The 20,674-nt window shown below is 45.9% G+C and carries 20 protein-coding genes; 4 read left to right on the forward strand and 16 right to left on the reverse strand.

Features of this window, described 5'->3' with window-relative positions; translation table 11 throughout:
• Window positions 1–5: 5 nt before the first annotated feature.
• The 11 genes from AC4PHM_RS04705 to AC4PHM_RS04755 form a co-directional block, all read right to left on the reverse strand.
• A complete protein-coding gene (locus tag AC4PHM_RS04705; RefSeq protein WP_492019750.1) occupies window positions 6–854 on the reverse strand; it encodes a response regulator in 849 nt (282 codons plus the stop codon).
• 4 nt (window positions 855–858) lie between these two features.
• Complete coding sequence (locus tag AC4PHM_RS04710; protein ID WP_492019751.1) at window positions 859–2,136, reverse strand: ATP-binding protein; 1,278 nt, start codon at window positions 2,134–2,136, stop codon at window positions 859–861.
• A gap of 189 nt (window positions 2,137–2,325) precedes the next feature.
• A complete protein-coding gene (locus tag AC4PHM_RS04715; protein WP_492019752.1) occupies window positions 2,326–2,904 on the reverse strand; it encodes a xanthine phosphoribosyltransferase in 579 nt (192 codons plus the stop codon).
• Between the two features lie 109 nt (window positions 2,905–3,013).
• A complete protein-coding gene (locus AC4PHM_RS04720; RefSeq protein WP_492019753.1) occupies window positions 3,014–4,840 on the reverse strand; it encodes an ABC transporter ATP-binding protein in 1,827 nt (608 codons plus the stop codon).
• A gap of 76 nt (window positions 4,841–4,916) precedes the next feature.
• Window positions 4,917–6,656, reverse strand: coding sequence for an ABC transporter ATP-binding protein (locus AC4PHM_RS04725; protein ID WP_492020460.1), 1,740 nt, complete (start codon window positions 6,654–6,656; stop codon window positions 4,917–4,919).
• 433 nt (window positions 6,657–7,089) lie between these two features.
• Entirely contained in the window at window positions 7,090–7,332 is a 243-nt protein-coding gene (locus tag AC4PHM_RS04730; protein WP_492019754.1) for a hypothetical protein, read from the reverse strand.
• Window positions 7,333–7,335: 3 nt separating this feature from the next.
• Complete coding sequence (locus AC4PHM_RS04735) at window positions 7,336–9,153, reverse strand: hypothetical protein (RefSeq protein ID WP_492019755.1); 1,818 nt, start codon at window positions 9,151–9,153, stop codon at window positions 7,336–7,338.
• Between the two features lie 141 nt (window positions 9,154–9,294).
• Window positions 9,295–9,849: a cob(I)yrinic acid a,c-diamide adenosyltransferase gene (locus AC4PHM_RS04740; RefSeq protein WP_492019756.1), complete on the reverse strand. Its 555-nt coding sequence runs from the start codon at window positions 9,847–9,849 to the stop codon at window positions 9,295–9,297.
• 85 nt (window positions 9,850–9,934) lie between these two features.
• The gene (locus AC4PHM_RS04745) at window positions 9,935–10,861 is read right to left on the reverse strand and encodes a CobW family GTP-binding protein (RefSeq protein ID WP_492019757.1); all 927 of its coding nucleotides are present in this window, start codon (window positions 10,859–10,861) and stop codon (window positions 9,935–9,937) included.
• Between the two features lie 96 nt (window positions 10,862–10,957).
• The gene (locus AC4PHM_RS04750) at window positions 10,958–11,506 is read right to left on the reverse strand and encodes a BMC domain-containing protein (protein ID WP_492019759.1); all 549 of its coding nucleotides are present in this window, start codon (window positions 11,504–11,506) and stop codon (window positions 10,958–10,960) included.
• Entirely contained in the window at window positions 11,491–13,371 is a 1,881-nt protein-coding gene (locus AC4PHM_RS04755) for a diguanylate cyclase domain-containing protein (protein ID WP_492019761.1), read from the reverse strand. The genes AC4PHM_RS04750 and AC4PHM_RS04755 overlap by 16 nt, the downstream gene beginning before the upstream one ends.
• Window positions 13,372–13,533: 162 nt before the next feature.
• Between AC4PHM_RS04755 and AC4PHM_RS04760 the strand changes: the two genes are divergently transcribed.
• Complete coding sequence (locus tag AC4PHM_RS04760; protein WP_492019763.1) at window positions 13,534–13,944, forward strand: Fur family transcriptional regulator; 411 nt, start codon at window positions 13,534–13,536, stop codon at window positions 13,942–13,944.
• A 110-nt stretch (window positions 13,945–14,054) separates the two neighbouring features.
• On the opposite strand, the gene AC4PHM_RS04765 is transcribed toward AC4PHM_RS04760, so the two are convergent.
• Both AC4PHM_RS04765 and AC4PHM_RS04770 read right to left on the reverse strand, forming a co-directional pair.
• Window positions 14,055–14,672, reverse strand: a complete 618-nt coding sequence (locus tag AC4PHM_RS04765) for a cyclase family protein (RefSeq protein ID WP_492019765.1) — start codon at window positions 14,670–14,672, stop codon at window positions 14,055–14,057.
• Between the two features lie 17 nt (window positions 14,673–14,689).
• Entirely contained in the window at window positions 14,690–15,271 is a 582-nt protein-coding gene (locus AC4PHM_RS04770; protein ID WP_492019766.1) for an ArsR/SmtB family transcription factor, read from the reverse strand.
• 244 nt (window positions 15,272–15,515) lie between these two features.
• Between AC4PHM_RS04770 and AC4PHM_RS04775 the strand changes: the two genes are divergently transcribed.
• Genes AC4PHM_RS04775 through AC4PHM_RS04785 form a run of 3 tightly spaced genes read left to right on the forward strand, consistent with a single transcriptional unit; the run spans window position 15,516 to window position 18,772 of the window.
• Window positions 15,516–16,019 carry a helix-turn-helix domain-containing protein gene (locus AC4PHM_RS04775; protein ID WP_492019767.1) on the forward strand — a complete coding sequence of 168 codons (504 nt, stop codon included), beginning with the start codon at window positions 15,516–15,518 and terminating at the stop codon, window positions 16,017–16,019.
• Window positions 16,020–16,032: 13 nt separating this feature from the next.
• On the forward strand, window positions 16,033–18,549 hold the full coding sequence (locus AC4PHM_RS04780) for a heavy metal translocating P-type ATPase (RefSeq protein ID WP_492019768.1): 2,517 nt from the start codon (window positions 16,033–16,035) through the stop codon (window positions 18,547–18,549).
• Window positions 18,550–18,571: 22 nt separating this feature from the next.
• Window positions 18,572–18,772 carry a heavy-metal-associated domain-containing protein gene (locus tag AC4PHM_RS04785; RefSeq protein WP_492019769.1) on the forward strand — a complete coding sequence of 67 codons (201 nt, stop codon included), beginning with the start codon at window positions 18,572–18,574 and terminating at the stop codon, window positions 18,770–18,772.
• Between the two features lie 112 nt (window positions 18,773–18,884).
• On the opposite strand, the gene AC4PHM_RS04790 is transcribed toward AC4PHM_RS04785, so the two are convergent.
• From AC4PHM_RS04790 to AC4PHM_RS04800, 3 genes are read right to left on the reverse strand one after another with little or no spacing between them, the layout of a single operon-like run.
• Complete coding sequence (locus tag AC4PHM_RS04790) at window positions 18,885–19,454, reverse strand: cyclase family protein (RefSeq protein ID WP_492019770.1); 570 nt, start codon at window positions 19,452–19,454, stop codon at window positions 18,885–18,887.
• Between the two features lie 6 nt (window positions 19,455–19,460).
• Window positions 19,461–20,141: a hypothetical protein gene (locus AC4PHM_RS04795; protein WP_492019771.1), complete on the reverse strand. Its 681-nt coding sequence runs from the start codon at window positions 20,139–20,141 to the stop codon at window positions 19,461–19,463.
• A gap of 6 nt (window positions 20,142–20,147) precedes the next feature.
• Window positions 20,148–20,669 carry a hypothetical protein gene (locus AC4PHM_RS04800; protein ID WP_492019772.1) on the reverse strand — a complete coding sequence of 174 codons (522 nt, stop codon included), beginning with the start codon at window positions 20,667–20,669 and terminating at the stop codon, window positions 20,148–20,150.
• Window positions 20,670–20,674: the final 5 nt, after the last annotated feature.

Raw genomic sequence — 20,674 nt, forward strand, 5'->3', positions numbered from 1 at the left:
TTGCGTCAGGAGGCCTCTAAAACCATCAGGATCAAATTATCGATAAACTTGCGTACAGAGATTTTGCCGCCGCTCTCGCGCTTGCCGCGAATGAAATCCATCTCTGCTTTGACATTTTCAAAGTCATAAAGCGTGCTGGAAAACCGGATAAAGTTTTCGTTCATGTAGTCCTCAATCCCCAGATTTGCCAAATTGATCAGACCCCGGTTGATCGCTCGCCGCAGCCGCTGCTCCATGGCTTTGGGATTGTCACAGAGTTCGTCGCAGATATCCCTGACCTTAAAATCAAATGTCTTAAGATTGTTCTCCAGCATATAAGAACAGATCTGAATCAGATCCTCCCCACCCTTTTCACCCATGATACCGAGCTTCGAAAAAATCATTTTGATTTTTTTTACCTGGTCAGACAGCTGGTCTGGCATCTTGGCTGAAGGATGTTTGTCACCTTTGTTGAACATGCCCTCTATCATCTTGAACGTGCGCTCCATCTCCAGCTTCTCTTTGATATTGCCAAGTACATTTCTGATTTCAATTTGGTTGACGGGTTTGCTTATAAAGAATTCAACCCCGCAGTCGTAAGCCTTCGAAATGATATTTTTGCTTGAAACTTGAGACAACATGACAAATCGCGTGTCCGGCAGATCGTCCTTCAAAGCTTTGACCAGTGCACAGCCATCCATGTTGGGCATCAGCATATCCACGACAACTATGGACGGCTTCAGATTTGGAATCTGAACCAAAGCTTTTTCGGAATCCTTAGCAATACCAACCACATCACCAAGATCAAACTCTTCTATGATATTTTCGAGCACTCTTAAAACAGATGAGTCATCATCCACCAAGTAAAAAGTCATGGGGTTACCTCTCCTCTAGGGCTAATTTGTCGAGTACAGCGACTATTTCTGTGCCTGAACCTAAGTTGGACTTGACCATGATGCGTCCATTAAAAGTAGTTTCAACAATATCCTTGACGAGTGTCAGTCCTAATCCTCGATAAATATCGCCGGTGCTTGGATTGAACTTTGTAGAGTACCCGGCTTCAAATATAGCCTCAACGTCTTTATCTTTAATGCCGGGTCCATTATCTCTTACTGTCAAAATCAAATGCTCAAAATCTTCTGTCAGAATAACAGAAATTGTGCCTTCTTTCCTTGAGTCACGAATGGCCTCAATGCTGTTGGAAATCAGGTTCCTGATGACTGAGACAAATAGTAAATGCTCACTGACGACGTGATCAGAATTCAGCAGATCCACCATGTTAAGCTCAATCTTGGCATTTACACTTTCATTTTTAAAGAATTTGACGACAATCTCCAGGAGCTCCCTGACTTTAAAAGCACCATAAGGGTTTTGAGTGACACCGATTTTATTTATCCCTTCAATAACCTTGGAATAGTTTTTCTTAATTTCATGAACATCTTTTGCGATTTTTAGGGACAGATGACGTGACTTGGGGTCTGAATCCTCCGCAAGCTGTTCATAGAGTGTGTAAGCTTCCCCCATAACCTGCTCAATATATTCCATGTTGTTCTGCATAAAATAGATTTCACTTTTCAAGTCGCTTAGAACCGTGTACATACTCTTGTAACGCTCATATTTCTCATCCTTCATCAAGATGATGTTGTAATATTTCAAAACGAAGACCAATGCCGTCGCCAAAGCCGTCCGAATAAAGGCAACCGTAATCAGGGTGTCGACAAGCCGGATCTTTTCCCCCACCAGAGGGCCGATCCGGACCACGAGTTCAAATAGGTTGGAGGCAAAATCAGCGATACAAATAGCCAGGATCCAGCGTGACAGCGTTTTTTCCTTGGCGAGATAGACAATAAAATAATAAATGAAGCCATAAGACATATCAAATACAAAAATGGGAAAGTCAGCCGCGGCTGCAGCCATAAAACTTCCGAACACACCTATCCCTATGATCCCACGAAACAGCAGTCCGAAAAGCCCTATTCCAAAAGAGGTAATGATGGGATTCAGTGTCGGATTGAAATAATAATAGACCGGGAGAATGATAACGGACATGGATATTCTGAAACCATTCAGATCATAACCTATGTAAATTTGAGAGGTTATGGCGTCCAGCAATGCAATAATTGAAATTTTGGTAATTAACGTTCTCAATTGGCTCATAATCCACATCCTCGCGTACGGGATTCACATTAACAATATTCCTCATTATACCAAATCCCGCGTGAAACGGAAATGAAATTGAATCGAGACAGAAGAACTGGGTGTGGATGGTACAAGAAAGGAGATGCCAGGCGTGGGGTCAATGGGTTTATGCCATTGACACCGCCTGTCATCTCCTTTCAAACGCTATTATGCCTCTTCAAATATCGGCTTTCCGTCAATAAATGCTTTGATTCTCGCCAGAGAGTGTACCTCAACACCTAAACTGCTCACGTAGGCATTGCCCTCCTGGAAGGATTTTTCGATGACAATGCCGACACCGTAAACCTCGCCGCCGCCTTGTCGTACCAATTCAATCAGGCCAGCTGCGGCACGGCCCTGAGCCAGAAAATCATCCAGGATCAGTACCCGGTCACCGGGATGAATAAACTTCTTGGACACTCTGACACTGTAATTCCGCTTCTTTGTGAAGCTGTAAACATTGGTCTCATAACTGTCCGGATCTGCGTTGACAGAATCAAATTTTTTCGCAAAAACCACAGGCACATTATCGAAATACTGCGCAGTGATCGCTGCAATGGCAATGCCAGACGCTTCAATGGTCAGAATCTTGTTGATCCCCTTATCCTTAAAACATTCGTAAAAGGCCTTGCCCACCTCATTTAACAAGCCAACGTCCACCTGGTGATTGAGGAACCGGTCTACCTTTAATATGTCCTTGCCCAAAACGTAACCATCCGTCAGGATGCGTTCTTTTAATAGATTCAAGTGAGCACCTCTTTCTAAACAGAGTTTTATCCATCTTAATGGAATCTGCTGAAAAAGGCAAGCCTCACAGCATAAAATTTGTCACGTTACGCCAGCACGCCAGCACCCGTTACGCCAGCAGCGCACTTTCCTTTTCCTCAATATATTGATGGGTATAGAGATGCCAGTAATGTCCCTTCAATTTCATGAGTGACTGATGCGTGCCATCTTCAATAATGCGTCCATCCTCAATGACCAATATTCGGTCGCAGGCGCGAATGGTGGAAAGCCGGTGAGCTATGATAAAACTGGTTCTGTTCTCCAGAACTTTAACCAGCGCATGCTGGATCAATTGTTCTGCTTCGGTGTCAATGGAACTCGTGGCCTCATCCAGAATAAAAATCGCCGGTTCTGCAATAACTGCCCTGGCAAAGGAAATCAACTGCTTCTGACCGGTGGACAACATGGCACCGCCTTCACCCACCTGAGTGTCATAACCCTCAGAAAGATGCATGATAAAGGACTCTGCGCCCACCAGTGCTGCTGCCTTTCGGATCTCCTCATCTGTTGCATCCAGTCTTCCATAGCGAATATTCTCACGGATGGTCCCGCTGAAAAGATGCGGCGTCTGAAGGACATACCCGATGTTTTGATGCAGCCAAGACTGCGACCGGGCCTGTAACGGTCTCCCGTCAAGCAAAATTTCCCCGGAGGACGGTTCATAAAATCTGCAGATGAGGTTGACGAGGGAACTCTTGCCTGAGCCCGTTGGACCAACCAGGGCAACGGAGGTGCCCGCTTCAACCCGCAGAGACAGTCCCTGAAAAATAGGTTCCTCAGGTTTATAGCTAAATTGAACGTCTTTAAACTCAATAGTGCCTTCAACGGACTCAAAACTCTGTTTTTGCGGTGCCAGTACAGTGCCGTAGCGCGCAATAACCTCTGGTGTGTCTTCAATCTCCGGCTGCTGATCGAGGAGCATAAAGATGCGCTCCGCAGATACCTGTGCCGACTGCATCTCTGAGAGGATGCGTGCCATTTCTCTGACCGGCTCGAAAAATTGGATTGAGTAATTGATGAACAAGACCAAAGTTCCATAGGAGACAGCGCCGGCCATGACTTCAGACCCACCATATTGAATCGCCAGAACGGTGCCTATTGCCGCGATGTTAATGACCATAGGCTGATACAAGGCGCTGTAGAAGGCGGATTTGATGCTCTGATCCCGCATGTCGCCGCTCAGGACCCTAAAGTCCGCCATGACTTTATCCTCAACCACCAGCGTCTTGGTGGTCCGTGCTCCGGTGATGCCTTCGTTGATGGCACCAGTGATCCTTGAATTCAGCCGCCTGACGACTCTTTGAAAAGCGACAATTTTGTTTTGAAAATACCAGCTGACTAAAATCAGAATTGGCATGACTGACAAGGTAATGAGAGCCAGTTTCAGGTTCACCGCCAACATGACCGCCATAATGCCCAGCATCATGGTCAATCCCCAAACCATGTCCACTAAACCCCATGAGATGAATTCCCCCAGCTTGGTGACGTCAGACGTCAGCCTTGCGAGGATCCAGCCTGCCGCATTCTGGTCGAAATAACTCATTGAAAGCTGCTGCAGCTTTTCGAAACCGGCCTGACGGATATCATGGGAAAGGCCGGCCTCAACCACACCTGCCGTTTGGATAAACTTGTACACCACCAGGGCAATCATCAGGACAATGCCGGCGTAAGCGGCAATAAACTGGTTCAGGCCATCCAGTCTGCCTGGTGTAATATATGCATCAATCAGGTGCTTGGTCAGGTAGGTCATCATGACATCCATGGCGCCCAGGAGCGCCAGGCAGAGGACGACCACCGTCAGCTGTTTCTTGTAATTTTTCATAAACGGCAGCAATCTGAACCAAAGCTGCCGGTCGATTTTTTTCCTGCCTGTTTCCTTTTGAATTGAATTTTCCATAAGTCACACCTCTAATTGTTCTGCGTTTAAGTCTGCGATTTTTCGTTAAGGCCAATGAGCTTCAGCGAAAAAGCGGCTAACTGGCTTCTGCCTCAGCTATTGAGTTCTGAATCTCCCAGACCCGCTTGTAAAGCCCTTCCTGCTGGATCAAAGCTTCGTGAGTGTCAAAGGCTGAAACCACCCCGTTTTCAATGACCAGAATCCGGTCCGCCTCCATTAGTGTCGTAAGTCTGTGTGAAATCAACAGAACAGTTGAATAAGCGCTGTTCGCCATCAAACCGTCACGAATCTGCCTGTCCGTTTCAGTGTCCACCGCACTCAGCGAGTCGTCGAAAATCATAACTGGCATAGGCTTCAATAGAGTCCTGGCAATTGCGACGCGCTGTCTCTGACCACCCGAAAGCGAGACGCCTTTCTCACCCACTAAAGTCTCATACCGGTGATCAAACTGCTCGATGTTGTGATGAATCGCCGAAATCTGCGCCGCCCTCACAATGTCTGCCTCACTTGCCTCACCACAGATTGCAATATTTTCCCCAATGGTCCTGGCATAAAGAAATGCCTCCTGAAGAACGAGCCCGATATTGCGTCTCAAATAACGCTTGGAAATACGGTTCAGCGGTACGCCATCCAGCAGAATTTCGCCCTCTGTTGGCTCGTAGAGCCGCGTAAGCAGATAAGCCAGCGTCGACTTGCCCGAACCTGTAGGACCCAGGATGCCGATGGTCTCCCCAGGCAATATTTTAAAATCGATCCCCTTCAGAATCTCCTCACCCTTTGGATAAGCGAAACGCACGCCTTTGAATTCGATGCCGCCAACAACCTCAGGTTCCAGGGTCCACTCTTCCTCTGTGTTCGTGGCCGCATCATCATCACTCTCCGCTTCGAGAATTTCATCAATTCTCCCAACCGCGACCATGGTTTTTCCAAATTCGCTCAAAACTCTGCCGAGCTGACGGATTGGAAAAATGAGCATGTTTTCATAAGTGATAAAAGCGACAACGGTCCCAAGGCTGATAGTGCCCTCTATTGCCCATTTTGCCCCAAAATACATGACGAGTGCAATCTGAAGCAGGCACACAAAATCTGACAGCGACCAGAAATATGCAAAATTTAGAATCAGTTTGTAAACTTTCTCTTTAAAATCTTTATTGAACCCAGAAAATTTCTCGTGCTCAAAAGGTTCTCTTCCCAAAGCCTTAATGACCTTTATCCCGCTTAAATTTTCCTGCAGCATGGACGTTACTTTGGCTTCAGCTTCATCCGCAATTTTGAATTTGGCCTTGACTCTGAAGAAAAACCAGATGGAGAACAGGATGACAATTGGGATCAGACTCAGGGCAATGAGCGTCAAATTTGGATCGAGGGACCACATCAGCGCTGAGACGATCCCCACCATCAGCACTATAGACACGATCTCCACCACTTGAACAGCTAGAAATCGACGTATCGTTTCGACGTCTGAAGTCGCTCTTTGAATGAGATCTCCAGTGTCATGACTTGAAAAGAACTCGAACTTGACTTCATGAAGATGCTGCATCACCCGGTCCTTAAGCCCCTTTGCTATGCGCTCAGATGCCGCGGCGCTGGCTATGCCCTTGACCAGCAAAAATACTGCACGAAGCAGGGACGTGAGCAGAATCAAAACGGCTACCCCAGTCAGGGTGCCACCTGTCAGTTGCGTCATCAGATCAGCAGACCATGAGTCAGCCGCCACACCACCTATGACTTGGTCAATCGCGAATCGGATCATCAAGGGAATGCTCATGGCAAACAGGGTCGTGAACAGCACCGCCACCATTGCGAGAGTATACATCAAGGTGTTGCCCTGCATATGATGGGTTAACTTTTTTAATGAATTGGAATGAGGATGGAACGACATATCAAGGATGTCCCCTTTCGATCTTTTGTCGAAGATTAAACAAAAAATCACAAATTATAACAACAAAAAATGACGCAGATTCTCCTGCGCCACGAATTGTAATATTTTACCTGCTAAGAGCGTAAAAATAGCCGCAGAAGAATCACCTGCGGCTATATAGACTGAATTATACTGTCTACAAAATTATAACCACAGGCTGCCGGTATGAAGTTGAATTAAGTGCGAAAACGTTATAAGCGTTCATTGTGATCATCATAGCTGCAACCTCCTTTTAATATTTTGTAGCACTTTTCACGAAGGGAATGTCCGCCTGTCGTGGACTACACCCCTATTATAGAACTAAATGTCTTACTATACAAGATTTTTTTTATATCTCTTTGGCCTTCAAATAACTGGCTACCTGATCCGCACCAATTTCGCCCACCATCTCATTGATTAAGCCCTCCGTCAGATTTGAAAGACTCAGCAGCGTCGTCACCAGCGCCTCCATGTCCCCTGCATTCTGATAGCGTTCGATCATATTTTTTAAATAGGCCTTTTGTTCAGCAAAAATTGTTTCCGTTCTCTCATTCTGAAATTCAAAAAATCTGTCATCAATAATTACGCGCATGATTTACCTCTTCCTGAACCGGCTAAAAAAGCCTTTTTTTGCGGCACGTTCCTCAACCTGAAGCACAACATCTTCCATTTTGTTTTCAAGTTTGAGAAATTTGTCTTGCTCATTTTTTAATAATATCTGGAAATTCCGGATCAATTCATCTTTATTTTGCAGTTGATGGTCCTTGATCTCCAGTTGCTTCCTCAAATAGTCGATCTGCTCCTTCAAGGTATCGAAAACGAAGGACCATTCCTCAACGGACATGGTTCTGTCGGTATTCTGAGCAACATTCTTTTCAGTCGGTATACCTTCGCTTTTCGCAGTCTCAGCCGCTTCCACTCCAAAGCGCCGCTCCGCCTTAAAACCCTGTTCCTCTTCATGCCGATGGTCTCTGTTCAATGCCCTCTCTTGAAAAGCTGGCCGGTCACTTTCCTTCTCCACAGCACCAAAGACCTCTGCGGGCGCCCACTTGTGCTCCAGCTCAGGTTGAGGCTCTGACACCTCAGGGAAGCTGCCTTCATTGCCGCCTTCCTCACGAAGCTCCTTCAGCCAACGTTGTTCATCCGTCCTGATTTCATCACTTGGCTTCATGTTGTGAAGGTCAGAATTCAAATAAGACCGGTCTGACAGCTGACTCGTCTCAGGATTGGGCGTAAAATCTGATTTTGGACTGATCTCCTCATCTTCTGCTTTCTGAGGGCTTACTGCCTCTGATGAATTGCCATCCTCGACTATTTCAGGATTTTCCTCCGGCTCCGTTTCAGGTTCCGTCACTTCCTGAAAAGAGGTCACATATTGAAAATTGCTGAATCTCTCACGGTTTCTTCTGACGGGAGGATAATCTGAGGGATGAGTTTCAGTGATTTTCTCAGTGTTTTCCCAAATCGGCTTCAAATCAGGGCTATTGTGATTGTAATCTTCTGACAGGAATCCAGAAGGATCTCTCATTCCTTGCAAAACCATTTCTGGCTGATCAACATTATCTTCCTCAAGATTATTTTCCTTAAGATTATTTTCCTTAAGATTATTTTCCTTAAGATTATTTTCCTTAAGATTATTTTCCTTAAGATTATTTTCCTCAAAATCGTCTTGCTCCAGATAGTCCTCTGCGTATTCCTCATTCAAAATTTCAATCAATCTCGACTTTAAATTATGTGGTCGAATCTCCCCCATATCGCTGTAATTCTCATTTAAGATTCGGATCAGGCGATCCTGAAAATCCTCATGATCCACATCCAGTTTGAAACCTTTTTCCAGAGTGGGCGTTACCTGAATACCCGTCTCAGCAGCCTTCAGCTCAGCGGCGGTCTGTTTGCCTTGCACAGTTTGAAACTGTTCCGTATCAGACCGCATACCAGCTTCCTCCCCATTAATAAGTGAACTGTCCATCTCAGAGATCCGCAGAGCTTCAGATGCTGGAACTACAGGCAGTTCAGACAGAGTTTCATCAAATTGGGTCATTTCCTCAGTTGGTTTTTGCGTCAAAGCCTCAACTTTCGCCAGCAATTCCAGCATCTTTTGATGGCGTTGACTTTTTAACAGGTCAAGTTGGTCAGGAGGCACTTCTTCGTTGGGATCTCGAAACAGGATCGCCTTAAGTTCTTCGTCCGAAGGCATATTGTCGGGAACTTCTATCTCATTGGTATTCCAGTCAATGCTTAGACTGGACTGAGACTGTTCTGGAGTTCCAAGAGTTTCAATCACTGGTTCCATTTTCTTTATGACTTCTTCAACTTGTTCAGGAGGGGTCGGTTTTAAGTCAATCCGCAAAGAAGCATTGCTCTTAAGTCTGAATTTGCCAAGCAGGTCATCTTCAGCAAACTTTTTTCTCATAGTGACACCTCCCGTCCCTTCTGTCAGTCAAACAATTACTAGGGTGTTTAAGCAGTCAAAATTGAAATTGGTTGAAGTACCTCAAAATCATCATTTTGACGAGAAAGAATTCAACCAATTAAACACCGGAATAATAACTTGCTAAAATTCGACTTTTTCATAATTTTCTTCAACAAATCGCGACAAGGCATAAAACAAATCAGACAACCGATTAACATATTTTAAAAGCACGTCGCTTATTTCTCCATGTTTATAAAGCGGTACCATCAGCCTCTCTGCCCTTCTGCAGACAGTCCGGCAAATGTGAAGATGAGCGCTGGCCTTGTTATCCCCTGGGATGATGAAATAACTCGGCGTTTCAAAGGTCTTCAGATAATCGTCAATGGTGTCCTCAAGAAAATCAACATCCTCTTGCTGAATGGTCGTCTTTAGAATGCTCAGATCCACAGTTGCGAGTTCGGCACCAACATCGAACAGCTTCCGCTGGATCTCATGCAGCAGACTCGTGGTTTTTGGATCCGTAATATAATGCTTGGCAAGGCCAATAAAACTGTTCAGCTCATCAATAGTCCCATAAGCCTCAACGCGTGGCTCATCTTTATAGACATTAGTCGTATCGTACAGATTTGTTTTTCCGCCGTCACCTGTACGTGTATAAACCACCATTTCTTCCGGGGTTCTATGATCTTCCTTCATTTAGTCTCCACCTCCGTGGTCACTGAACACGTGTCGTTAAGATTCAAAACTATATTATGGAACTGGTTTTAGTCGTCAAAGGACACTAATTACTGAGTTTCATCTCTATGCCAATTTCAGTCTTCCAAGCCTGGTCAACGACCCTGATGATTTGAGGTCCAACTTTCGACAAGAACACCAGGGTGGATGCCTCAAGCATTTTCTCGGTTTCAGCAAAATCTATGGTACGGCTGACTACATCCACTTGAAAGCGTCCTTCAAGTGTCTCGACGAACCCTTTTATTCTGTAGGCTGAGGCGGATACAGTTTCCAAGAATCGAATCAAATTTCCCTGAGGTACAGGTGTCTGATAGGACAACATAATAGTCTTCGGCTTGTTGTCTTCAGTATTATAGCTGTCTCTAAGCTCCGGTACAAAGACTTGGTCGATCCCCTTCTCAATAAAGCTGAAGTCCAGATTGAAATAGCTGCTGCGCATCAGCCGAATTTTAGGCTGGATGCTGACAATAACAGATTCTACTTCGAGCAGCGCTTCTTCGCTGACGCGGTCAACTTTATTAAGAATTGCTATGTCAGCGCATTCAATCTGCCTTTTTAATGTGATCAAATCGCTGATCTGCTCCATGAAATGCAGTGCATCGACAATGCAAATGGTGCCTGCATAGTCATAAACCTCAGGACTTTCGACCCCGACGACTTCAAGGATCTCCGCAATATTGGAGGGATCCGCAAGACCCGAGGATTCCACGAAAACATAATCCAGGTCATAAACCGCCATTTCATTCAGGGCTCTGATAAAGGACAGTTTAAGGCATGAGCAGAAGATTGAGCCACGGTTCAACTCGATCATAGTCAGCTCATCCGACTCCAGAATTGGGCCATCAATGGAAACGCGTCCAAATTCATTCATGATAATTCCAATTTTTTTATCCGGAAAATGTTCCAGCATGGACTTTAAAAAGGTGGTCTTCCCGGCGCCAAGAAATCCGGATAATAGAAAAAGCTTAATCATAATATAACTCCTTTGTCTAATCACATTCCGTCATTTGCGCCGCTCCTGCAGCTTGTTCACTTAAAAATTGCTATCTTAGCCATATGAGAATTTTCTCTATTTCAAACTGTCAATCAGTCCCTGGTCAGGGGAAGGAATAGTGATGGCCTCTTTAATTTTATCTGGATTTCCGATTTTTTCAACCCCAACGCGAAGTGCATTCTCAACAGAGGCGACATCACCGGTAAACAAAACCACGGCCTTGCCTCCCAGCCCGAGACTGACATGAAGTTTGAGAAGCCTGACATTCGCTGCTTTTCGAATGGCATCCGCACCAAGAAATCCCATGGCCAATGTTTTAGTTTCCAAAATACCCAGTGCCTTGATTTCACTCTTGTCTATGATACCATGGATGGATTCGAGGACACCATCGGCAATATTTGCTATGACATCCGCTTCCAGGACATGCTTCCCGCCTTCTGCTTTCCCCGTCTCCACTGCACTTGTTACAGCTGCCACATCTCCCGTTATGATGGCGAGGTACTTGCCTATACACGTCATCCGCGCTTCGATGACCTGAACCTGTGCCCGCTTGAGCATGGCGTCCAGCGCCTGAATACCGGCAGCGATACTGCTCAGTTCCAAAATACCTACTGCGTTTGGCATATAATTTCACTCCTATCATACCATGACATTTTTAGGACTTCTTCTACAAAAAGCCTGCTGAGGACCGGATCGAACTGTTTGCCGGAGTTTTTAATGATTTCATTGACTGCGGTTTCCGGACTGAGGGCTGATCTGTAAGGCCGGTCGCAGGTCATGGCATCATAGGCGTCCGCCAGCTGGATCATGCGTGATTCCAGGGGAATCTGGTCCCCCCTGAGACCTTTCGGATAACCCGATCCATCCCAGTTCTCATGGTGTGCCAAAGTCAGATCCGCGATCTCAGACATGTCGTTGACCGCGCTGAGAATTCTGTATCCAATTTCCGGGTGTCGTTTCATTTCGAGCCATTCATCATCACTCAGCGAGCCGCTCTTATTCAGCAAATGCTCATATATGGCAATCTTACCTATGTCGTGCATCAATCCAAAAGTCTTCAGCGCTTCAACCCGCGTATTCATAAACCCATAGGCTGAGCCCAGAGCACCGCACAGCTGGCTGACCCGCCTCGAATGAAGCTCTTCCCTTGGATTCTTCTCGTGGAGTGTGCTCAGGATCGCGTGTACGATCTGACCCCGCATGCTCGGCCCTTCATATAGTTTGTTGGAGTACATCATGTTCTCGGCATCTTTGAAGACTTCTTGCGTCAGCTCATCCGACTCATGCTTCACAGAGAAACCAATCGATATTGAAATCATGATGGAATCGATTTTCTCATTGCAGCTAGCCTGTTTAATTCGCTCAACCACTTCCTGAGCGGTCTTTTTATCCGTCTTGGGCAGCAGTACAACGAACTCGTCCCCACCCCAGCGTGCTATGATATCTTCTGATCTGCAGACACTTCTTAAGACATCCGCTGTTTTGACGAGCAAGCGGTCGCCCATTCTGTGACCAAAGGCATCGTTGGTAATTTTGAGTCCGTTAACATCACACATCAGAATCGTGAGCGGCAGGTTGCGTTCTGTATCCAGACGTTCCATCTCCACCTCAAAAAAGCGGCGGTTATAGAGACCTGTGAGCTGGTCGTGATAGCTGAGGAATCTGAGTTCATACTCAGATCGTTTTCTGACAGAGATGTCGTTAAAAATCTGATAAGCACCGACAACCTCGTCTCCTATCAATACCGGAACGCCCTTCATGCTGACTTCACGAACCTCACCGGTGCTGTTGAGACGCTCCGTCTCGAGCTCAAAAGCTTCCCCTTTGAAAAGCTTATCTGTCAAGGATTTGGCATCTTCCAATCCGGAAGGATTTGTCAAGATAGCATCCGGTTCTTTAAACTTGAGATCCTCGTTGTAATAGCCAAATAACTGCACAAACCGTTCGTTAAGATCAACAACCTGCCGATGGTGATTCAAAATCAAAATCGCATCCGTCGAATTCTTGAATAGCGCTTCGAATTGATTTTTTTGCAGCATTATCCCGTTTTGAGCTGACTGACTGATAAACAGTGATTCTTCCAGCTTCTGATTCATTTCCTTAAGCTTCTTCTGATCCTTCTTATATTCCCTGCTGTTATGGCGGATCCTGTATAACAGCATGTTGATGCCAGCCATCAGCTCACTCAGTTTTGAGGCTTCATTGACCTCCAGCATTTCGAGTTCGGGATTGTTTAAATCCACTTTTCGAATGTGGTCCTCAACCGCTCTGAGGGGTTTGATATAGAATCTTCGGTGGTACAGTATTGAAAGCACTCCCAGAAAGATCATCAGGGCGAGAATGACCATATAGGCGGTCATCATGGGCGATAATCCAGTATCAAAGTCGGTCCCGGGCGTCAGAAAGCGATAGCTGTAGCCCACGACCGCTGCGATGCTGAGTACAGTGGCTGTCATCAGGAATTTGTATAGGATAGAAGCAAACTTCATTAGTTTCACCAGCCTTTATGTGATCATTCGGTAATTACAAATTTGACATGAATTCCGTCAGGTGTTATAATTTTGTCATCATTTCACATGTTGTTTCTTTTCAATACCTGTTAAATGCCTTGTTTAGTGGTTTCAGGGAAAAACGCACCGGAGGTGTATAAAATGAAAAACGCAACCACCATGCTGATGGAAAACGGCATAAAACCCTCTTATCAGCGAATCCGAATACTCGAATATTTAATATCTCACCGCACACACCCCACGGTTGCAGAAGTCTATAATGGTCTGATTGATGAAATTCCAACACTCTCAAAAACGACCGTTTATAATACTTTGAAGCTTCTGATTGAGCATCAGATCGTGAATGAGATTCTCATTGAAGAAAAAGAAGTGCTCTATGATGTTGCAGAGGAGGATCACGGTCATTTTAAATGTGTCTCCTGCGGTAATCTCTATGACTTCGAACTCAGAGAGACACCACCGGCTGTTCCGAAAGGCTTTGTTGCTCAGTCCGTGCACGTGTATTACAAAGGCCTGTGCAATAAATGCAGCACAAAACAAAACAAGAAATAACATAATTAAAAAAAACTCTGATTTATAATTAACTGAAATTGGCGCGCTGACAAGTCCATTCCGGACACTGCAGCGCTCCAATTTCTTTTCTTTTTTGAAGTCCGTGTCCCTTAAACGCCTTCGAGCAGCAAAGCACGCACCGGCGATGCTTCTGCCCCTTCAATTCTCAGCGGCAATGCAATCAACCTGTAACTCCCGTAAGAGACGGCTTTGAGCTGCAGTCCCACCAGTAAAGCACACCCACGCTCAAACAACAATTCAATAATGTCACGTTCATGGCCATTTTTCAGAGCGAGCGCATCCACACCTACCCCCTTGACGCCTATCCGTGCCAGATATCTTGCGGCTTCCAGTGTCAGCTGTACTTCTGCACCTTCACTCTGTTCCATACTGTTGCGGGTTTTAATCAGGATGAATTCCCCAGATTGAATTCCAAACAGCGCTAGATCTGTTTCCATGATTTCGTTCCCGGCTGTGGAAAGGTCAACGAGACGGCACGTGGTTAACACACAGGTTGGACTCATGAGATCCACACTGTCTCCATCCGGTCTGGCGAGGATAGGCGCGATCAGGTGAGTCCCCGTTCTGAGGTCAATATCAAGCCGGCTGCGAGGCAGCTCATGCGCCTCGAGGGCTGCCTGATGACTCAGACTTGGCTTTAAGTTCCGGTCATGCTGCGGCAAAGGCATTTCACTGTGAATACGCATTGAGATATCATAATACTTCATGAGGAACCCCCCTCTCCCTACTCCTCGCGGATAGCGCTGCACAGGAACTGATAGGTGCTGCATTCTCCCTCAGAACAGGATCGTTCCATATACTTCTCTATAAGTTCCGTCATTTCACCATAAAAATTTTCGTAGTCCTTTTGCTCCAGTTTCAAGGCGTTGTGGATTAAAAATCCGGAACGATTTTCAGAGGTAGGCGGCTGCTGTTTCTCCACTTTTTTTCTGATGTTGTCTATAAATGTGTCTCTATAGGCATTAAAAGTTGAGATGTAAAGATTTTCTGACTTGGAGTACACCGAGCTCCGAACTTTGTCAGAGATGTTTGAATAATCTATGACGAAAGAATCCACAGAAGTCTTATAAAATTTTGCGATTATACCATTGATTTCTTCAGTGTGATCTAACTCTAAAATGCCTATGCTGAGTAACTTTTGAACATGATAATGTACTTTAGCGGGCGCGAGTGTCAGCGCATCTGCGATCTGCTTAGCGGTAGCAGGTCGATTGAGATGGTGGAAGGCTTTAAAGATTGTCATTCTAAGTGGGTCTGACATTATTTTGATCTCTTCAGGGGATTTTAAAATGCGTTCATTGCCCATATACTTCACCCTTTCTTCTAAAGCACAGCATGTTTTACTTTTTTGATCGTTTAAGACAATTCTAAACATTTTTAACCGACTTGACAAGATGTACAGAAAAGTTTGACAATTGTTTTGGCTGTCATGAAATGTCCACAAATGATCACTAGTGTACACATTTGTCCATAATTGTCTTGACAATCAAACTGATAAGTATTATCATTAAACTGAAATTAGAGAAAGCGCCCTACATGGAGGAATCAGTATGGAAGAAAAATTATTTACAATAGAGGAGATAGCAGAACGGCTTGGTGTCCATTCGAAAACTATTCGCCGCTATCTTTACAGCGGCAAACTCGGCGGTCAAAAAGTGGGCAGCCAGTGGCGGATCAGTCAGACCTCTCTGGAAGCATTCCTGAAATCTGGAGAAGCCAGTTGTCACCATCACACCGCAACGCCTTCCACTGATGACTTTTGCGTCTATATGGATACCGACCTTGAGACTTTTTCATCAGATCGAAAGCTTAGAATTTGCTCGATTATAGATTATGATGTCGAGTCCGCAAAGGATATAACGCCTCTTTCAATCGCTTTGATGCAAGCCATTGAGACTGTTGAAAACTGCGAAGACTGTCGCTTCAATCACGTTTATGAGCCCCACGAAAAACGCGTCAGATTTGTACTGTGGGCTTCACCAACAGTTATGATCCACGCTATGGAAGCCATTCAGAAGTTCGATCAGAAGAAAACAAACCCATTTGAAGATTAAGAAGGTGACGACTATGAACGAAGTAAAAACCGAAACGACTGCAACCACACAAATCACCAAGCTGCCTAATTCAACACTTTCCCAGGGTGAAAAAAGACTTGTCTTTGACGTGGATGGCATGACTTGCGCGTCGTGTTCTGCCGCAGTTGAAAAAGCCGCTAAAAAGGTGCCTGGCATTGACATGGCCTCGGTCAATTTGATGACAAATCAGTTGACCATCACCTATTCCGAAGAGCCCCCAGCTGATACTGAAGTCATCAAAGCTATTGAAAAAGCGGGATATGACGCGAAACTCCACCGGGATGAGAAAAACGTGATCATTCCTGTGGAAGGCATGACCTGTGCCTCCTGCACTGCAGCTGTTGAGCGTGCTGTCAAAAAACTGCCAGGTGTCCTTGAGGTCTCCGTCAATCTGGCTACCAATAAAGCCGCTGTCAACTATGACGGCAATCTTCTGCGCCTTAGCGAAATTAAAAAAGCCATTGAAAAAGCCGGTTACACGCCAAAGGAAATCGAAAAACAATCGGCGGAAGCCATTCTTGATGACCAAAAACTGGCACTCAAACGCCAGTGGTGGCGCTTCATAATTGCCATAGGCTTCGCAGTGCCGCTCTTTTACCTGGCTATGGGGCACATGCTGAACTGGCCAATGCCTGAGTGGCTTCATCCAATGGATTATCCGCTTCGTTTTGCGTTGCTTCAATTATTTTTGCTGATTCCAATCGTCGTAGCAGGATACAAATTCTACACGGTTGGTTTTAGAACCCTCTTTTCCGGTCACCCCAACATGGATTCCCTGATTGCTGTGGGCACAACCGCGGCAATTGTCTACAGCGGTTTTCATACCTGGCTCATCGCTAATGGTGACTTTTCAAATACAGAACTGTATTATGAGACCGCCGGTGTCATTCTTGCGCTGATCATGCTTGGAAAGACATTGGAACAGCGCTCCAAAGGCCGTACCTCTGAAGCTATTCAGAAGCTGATGGGGCTCCAGCCAAAGGAAGCAACCGTCTTATTCCCTGACGGACCAATCTCTATCCCTATAGATGAGGTCTCCGTAGGCGACCTGGTATTGGTGAAGCCCGGCGAAAAGATTCCCGTAGACGGTGTGATCACTGAGGGCATCAGTGCCATTGACGAGTCTATGCTCACCGGTGAAAGTCTGCCCGTTGAGAAAAAGGAAGGCGACCGCGTCATAGGTGCCAGCGTCAACAAAAACGGGGCGCTCAAAGTCATGACTGAGCGTGTCGGCAAAGACACCACCTTATCGAAAATTGTTAATCTCGTGGAACAAGCTCAGTCCACTAAGGCGCCTATTGCGAAACTGGCTGACGTCATCTCCGGATATTTCGTTCCGGTTGTCATTGTAATTTCAATTTTAGCCGGACTGCTTTGGTATTTGGGAACTAAAGATGTCTCCTTCTCACTTCGAATATTCATATCTATCCTCGTCATTGCCTGCCCATGTGCACTCGGCTTGGCGACTCCAACCGCCATTATGGTTGGCACCGGTCGCGGCGCGGACCAAGGCATATTGATCAAAAGCGGCGTCGCCCTTGAAACGGCTCATAAAGTCAGTGCTGTGATCCTTGATAAAACCGGTACGATTACAGAAGGCCGCCCTTCCGTAGTCGACCTCCACCTGATCAATGGCTGGACTGCAGCTAAACTCTTGACGCTGGCGGCTTCTGTAGAATCTATGTCTGAACATCCACTCGCTGAAGCGATCGTTAGAAAGGCTTCAGACGAAGGTTTGAGCTGGAACCACGCTTCTGAGTTTAAATCCGTGACGGGAGGCGGCGTCAGCGGCCGCATTGGGGATGACAGCATTCTCATTGGAAATAGACGTCATCTGGAAGGTATCGCACTTAACGAGGAGATCTTAAACGCAGCAGACCATTTTTCTGATCAAGGCGCCACGCCGGTCTTTGCCGTCATCAACGGTGAAGTCGCAGGCATCATTGCCATTGCAGACCCGGTCAAAGCAACGAGTAAAGCCGCTATTGCCAAACTTCACGACTTGGGAATCAAAGTCGCCATGCTCACGGGAGACAACCAGAAGACAGCGAATGCCATTGCTGCTCAGGTTGGCCTCGACCGCGTCGTCGCAGAGGTTTTGCCTGAAGACAAATCAGGCGAAGTCAAAAAGCTTCAGTCCGAAGGCCATGTCGTCGCCATGGTGGGTGACGGGATCAACGATGCCCCTGCCCTTGCACAGGCGGATGTTGGGATTGCCATTGGCTCAGGTACAGATATTGCCATGGAATCCGCCGACATTGTACTGATGAAGGATGATCTTCAGGACGCTGTTACAGCGATCGCTCTTTCAAAAATTACGATTCGCAATATCAAACAGAATTTGTTCTGGGCATTCGCCTACAACACTGCCGGAATTCCTGTCGCCGCTGGTCTGCTTTACCTTTTTGGCGGACCATTGATGAATCCTATGATCGCGGCAGCCGCTATGGCTTTCAGCTCCGTCTCTGTCGTTACCAATGCCCTTCGACTTAAATCCATAAAAATTTAACCTATATAAAGGAGAATGAGTTATGAAAACACTAAAAATCACAGGTATGAGCTGTGGGCACTGCGAACGCCGTGTCAAGAACGCACTGGAAGAAATTGATGGTGTCACTGTCGTCAGTGTCAGCGCCACTGAAGACCGCGCTGAAGTCGACACCAATGTCGAGGATGATGTTCTAATCGCGGCAGTTGAAGAAGCTGGCTATACAGTGACTGAGATCGTATAATTCAATATTCAAAAAGGACGGCAATGCTGAGAAACGCATCGCCGTCCTTTTTTGGAAGGAAGTTGGTGTCAGACACCTATTTCCGACGAAACCGGGCGTCTGACACCCGGTTTCACACCATAGCCATAACTCTGCATGGCAAACCACTGAGTCCCTCAAATTTGACGGGAAACGTATAAACGTCACATCGTACAAGCCGCTTACTCTTCAGCACCGCATCCAGATTACACAAATTCTCAACCACAAAGACACCATGATCAGCGCAGTACTGATCCATGGGCGTATGCTCTGGACCACGCCTGATCCCGGCTGCATCAATTCCAATCATAGCGACGCCTCTGTCAATTAATACATCGATCAACGGCACCGACAATTGAGGGTGATGCCCAAAATAAGACTGGCTGCCATAAGCCATTGTTTCAACGGCGCCTGTTCGAAAGATGACAAAATCACCACGCTCTACAAGGGACAATTCATCCGCCTCCAGCTCAATATCCTGACCGCTTAAAGCTTCCTCAGCTTTATTGAAGAATAGTCCTGAACGCTTTGCATTCTCAAGCGGAAAAACCAGATTCATCACATCAAAATGGGTTCCCAGATGTCCGAAGGCAGTCATTTTTTCATTGGCCATTGCAGTTTCAGCTCGCTCACGGGAGACTGAAACCGTTAAATCGATCCACATGACGGATCACCTCATCTCAGGGTTTTCAGACTCGCTCAGAGGTCCAGCATCTTCAGCTGATTCAGCAGTTGAAATGGTTTCGAGATTGTCATCCTCTTCAGGCTCGTCAAAGTCATCCACTTCATTATAAGTTTCGGAATCCAGGTTTTTGTCAAACTTCACCTTGCCACTTGATGCGGCACGGATTTTCTTCTCAGCTTTCTTGATCTGTACCAACAAATTCGGATTAGGATTTAAATTTTTAACTTCTGCAATCAGCGCTTTGGCTTTCACAAAATCATATTTTTCAGCATAAAGTACAGCCAACTGGAATTTGACTATGCTAAGATCATCCGCATGGCGGACTTTGTGAGTCAAAGAAGCTTCAAAATCTCTAATGGCGTCTTCAGTATTGCCTTCCGCTGCCTCAACGTACCCCTTCGCCATGAAGTGGTACGAACGGTAGGAGGGGCTCAGCCACTCAGGGCGAATGGTTTCATTGACATGAAACTTCGCTTTTTGGAGGTTATTTTCACGGATGGCCTTGATGGCTAAAGCGACAGAACCCTGTCGAACAATAGCGACGCCAATAAATATTGACCCTACAGCGAACAGCGCCGCAAGACCTTGATTTCCTGTGAAATAAAAATAGACCGCAATGATGAAATACGTCAAGGTTAGTGCCAGCTTCATCAGTCTTCCTGTCATCTCACATTACCTGCCCTTTTCTTTCACATAAGTGCCTGCAGCTTTTTTTATCATTTTTTCCATTTCCTTAAGTGTTGTCTCATCAAGAGGTCTGCAAGAAATGCCAGCGCGTTTCGTCTTCGAATCCACCTCAATCTCAAAGGAGACCCTGGTAGGAGCAATTTTGAAGTCTTTAACCGCACGCCATGGATAATATCTGCCGCGGACCTTTCCAAACAAATCGACGAACGCAAGACCTGTCTCTGTAATCAAGAGGTCATCTGCCTGAAGGTAAATCATCATAAAGATCAGGGAGATCCAGAAGGAAATCTCCACACCCTTTTGAGGAGTCATACCCTCTGTTCCAAAGAAGATCGAGGCGAGGCTGCCTGCTACAAACAGTAGAAAAATGGCCAACAATCCCGTTTTAAAACGACTTTTGAGGTGATAGCGAACTTTTCCTGTGTTTTTATTGCCTGGGTTGACCAGCATATAGCCCAGAAATAGGGTCCCGATCAGTGTGCCTACTGAGAAAATGATTGTGTTCAATGGAC

It is taken from the genome of Acidaminobacter sp. QWL-03 (genome assembly GCF_058683855.1).

Bases quoted from the DNA above. Each gene is read 5' to 3' on its own strand.
- AC4PHM_RS04785 (WP_492019769.1), top strand. From the start codon at position 18,572: ATGAAAACACTAAAAATCACAGGTATGAGCTGTGGGCACTGCGAACGC.
- AC4PHM_RS04765 (WP_492019765.1), bottom strand. From the start codon at position 14,672: ATGAAGTATTATGATATCTCAATGCGTATTCACAGTGAAATGCCTTTG.
- AC4PHM_RS04750 (WP_492019759.1), bottom strand. From the start codon at position 11,506: ATGCCAAACGCAGTAGGTATTTTGGAACTGAGCAGTATCGCTGCCGGT.
- AC4PHM_RS04775 (WP_492019767.1), top strand. From the start codon at position 15,516: ATGGAAGAAAAATTATTTACAATAGAGGAGATAGCAGAACGGCTTGGT.
- AC4PHM_RS04730 (WP_492019754.1), bottom strand. From the start codon at position 7,332: ATGCGCGTAATTATTGATGACAGATTTTTTGAATTTCAGAATGAGAGA.
- AC4PHM_RS04745 (WP_492019757.1), bottom strand. From the start codon at position 10,861: ATGATTAAGCTTTTTCTATTATCCGGATTTCTTGGCGCCGGGAAGACC.
- AC4PHM_RS04780 (WP_492019768.1), top strand. From the start codon at position 16,033: ATGAACGAAGTAAAAACCGAAACGACTGCAACCACACAAATCACCAAG.
- AC4PHM_RS04790 (WP_492019770.1), bottom strand. From the start codon at position 19,454: ATGTGGATCGATTTAACGGTTTCAGTCTCCCGTGAGCGAGCTGAAACT.
- AC4PHM_RS04735 (WP_492019755.1), bottom strand. From the start codon at position 9,153: ATGAGAAAAAAGTTTGCTGAAGATGACCTGCTTGGCAAATTCAGACTT.
- AC4PHM_RS04705 (WP_492019750.1), bottom strand. From the start codon at position 854: ATGACTTTTTACTTGGTGGATGATGACTCATCTGTTTTAAGAGTGCTC.
- AC4PHM_RS04795 (WP_492019771.1), bottom strand. From the start codon at position 20,141: ATGACAGGAAGACTGATGAAGCTGGCACTAACCTTGACGTATTTCATC.
- AC4PHM_RS04770 (WP_492019766.1), bottom strand. From the start codon at position 15,271: ATGGGCAATGAACGCATTTTAAAATCCCCTGAAGAGATCAAAATAATG.
- AC4PHM_RS04755 (WP_492019761.1), bottom strand. From the start codon at position 13,371: ATGAAGTTTGCTTCTATCCTATACAAATTCCTGATGACAGCCACTGTA.
- AC4PHM_RS04760 (WP_492019763.1), top strand. From the start codon at position 13,534: ATGAAAAACGCAACCACCATGCTGATGGAAAACGGCATAAAACCCTCT.
- AC4PHM_RS04720 (WP_492019753.1), bottom strand. From the start codon at position 4,840: ATGGAAAATTCAATTCAAAAGGAAACAGGCAGGAAAAAAATCGACCGG.
- AC4PHM_RS04710 (WP_492019751.1), bottom strand. From the start codon at position 2,136: ATGAGCCAATTGAGAACGTTAATTACCAAAATTTCAATTATTGCATTG.
- AC4PHM_RS04725 (WP_492020460.1), bottom strand. From the start codon at position 6,656: ATGTATACTCTCGCAATGGTGGCGGTGCTGTTCACGACCCTGTTTGCC.
- AC4PHM_RS04740 (WP_492019756.1), bottom strand. From the start codon at position 9,849: ATGAAGGAAGATCATAGAACCCCGGAAGAAATGGTGGTTTATACACGT.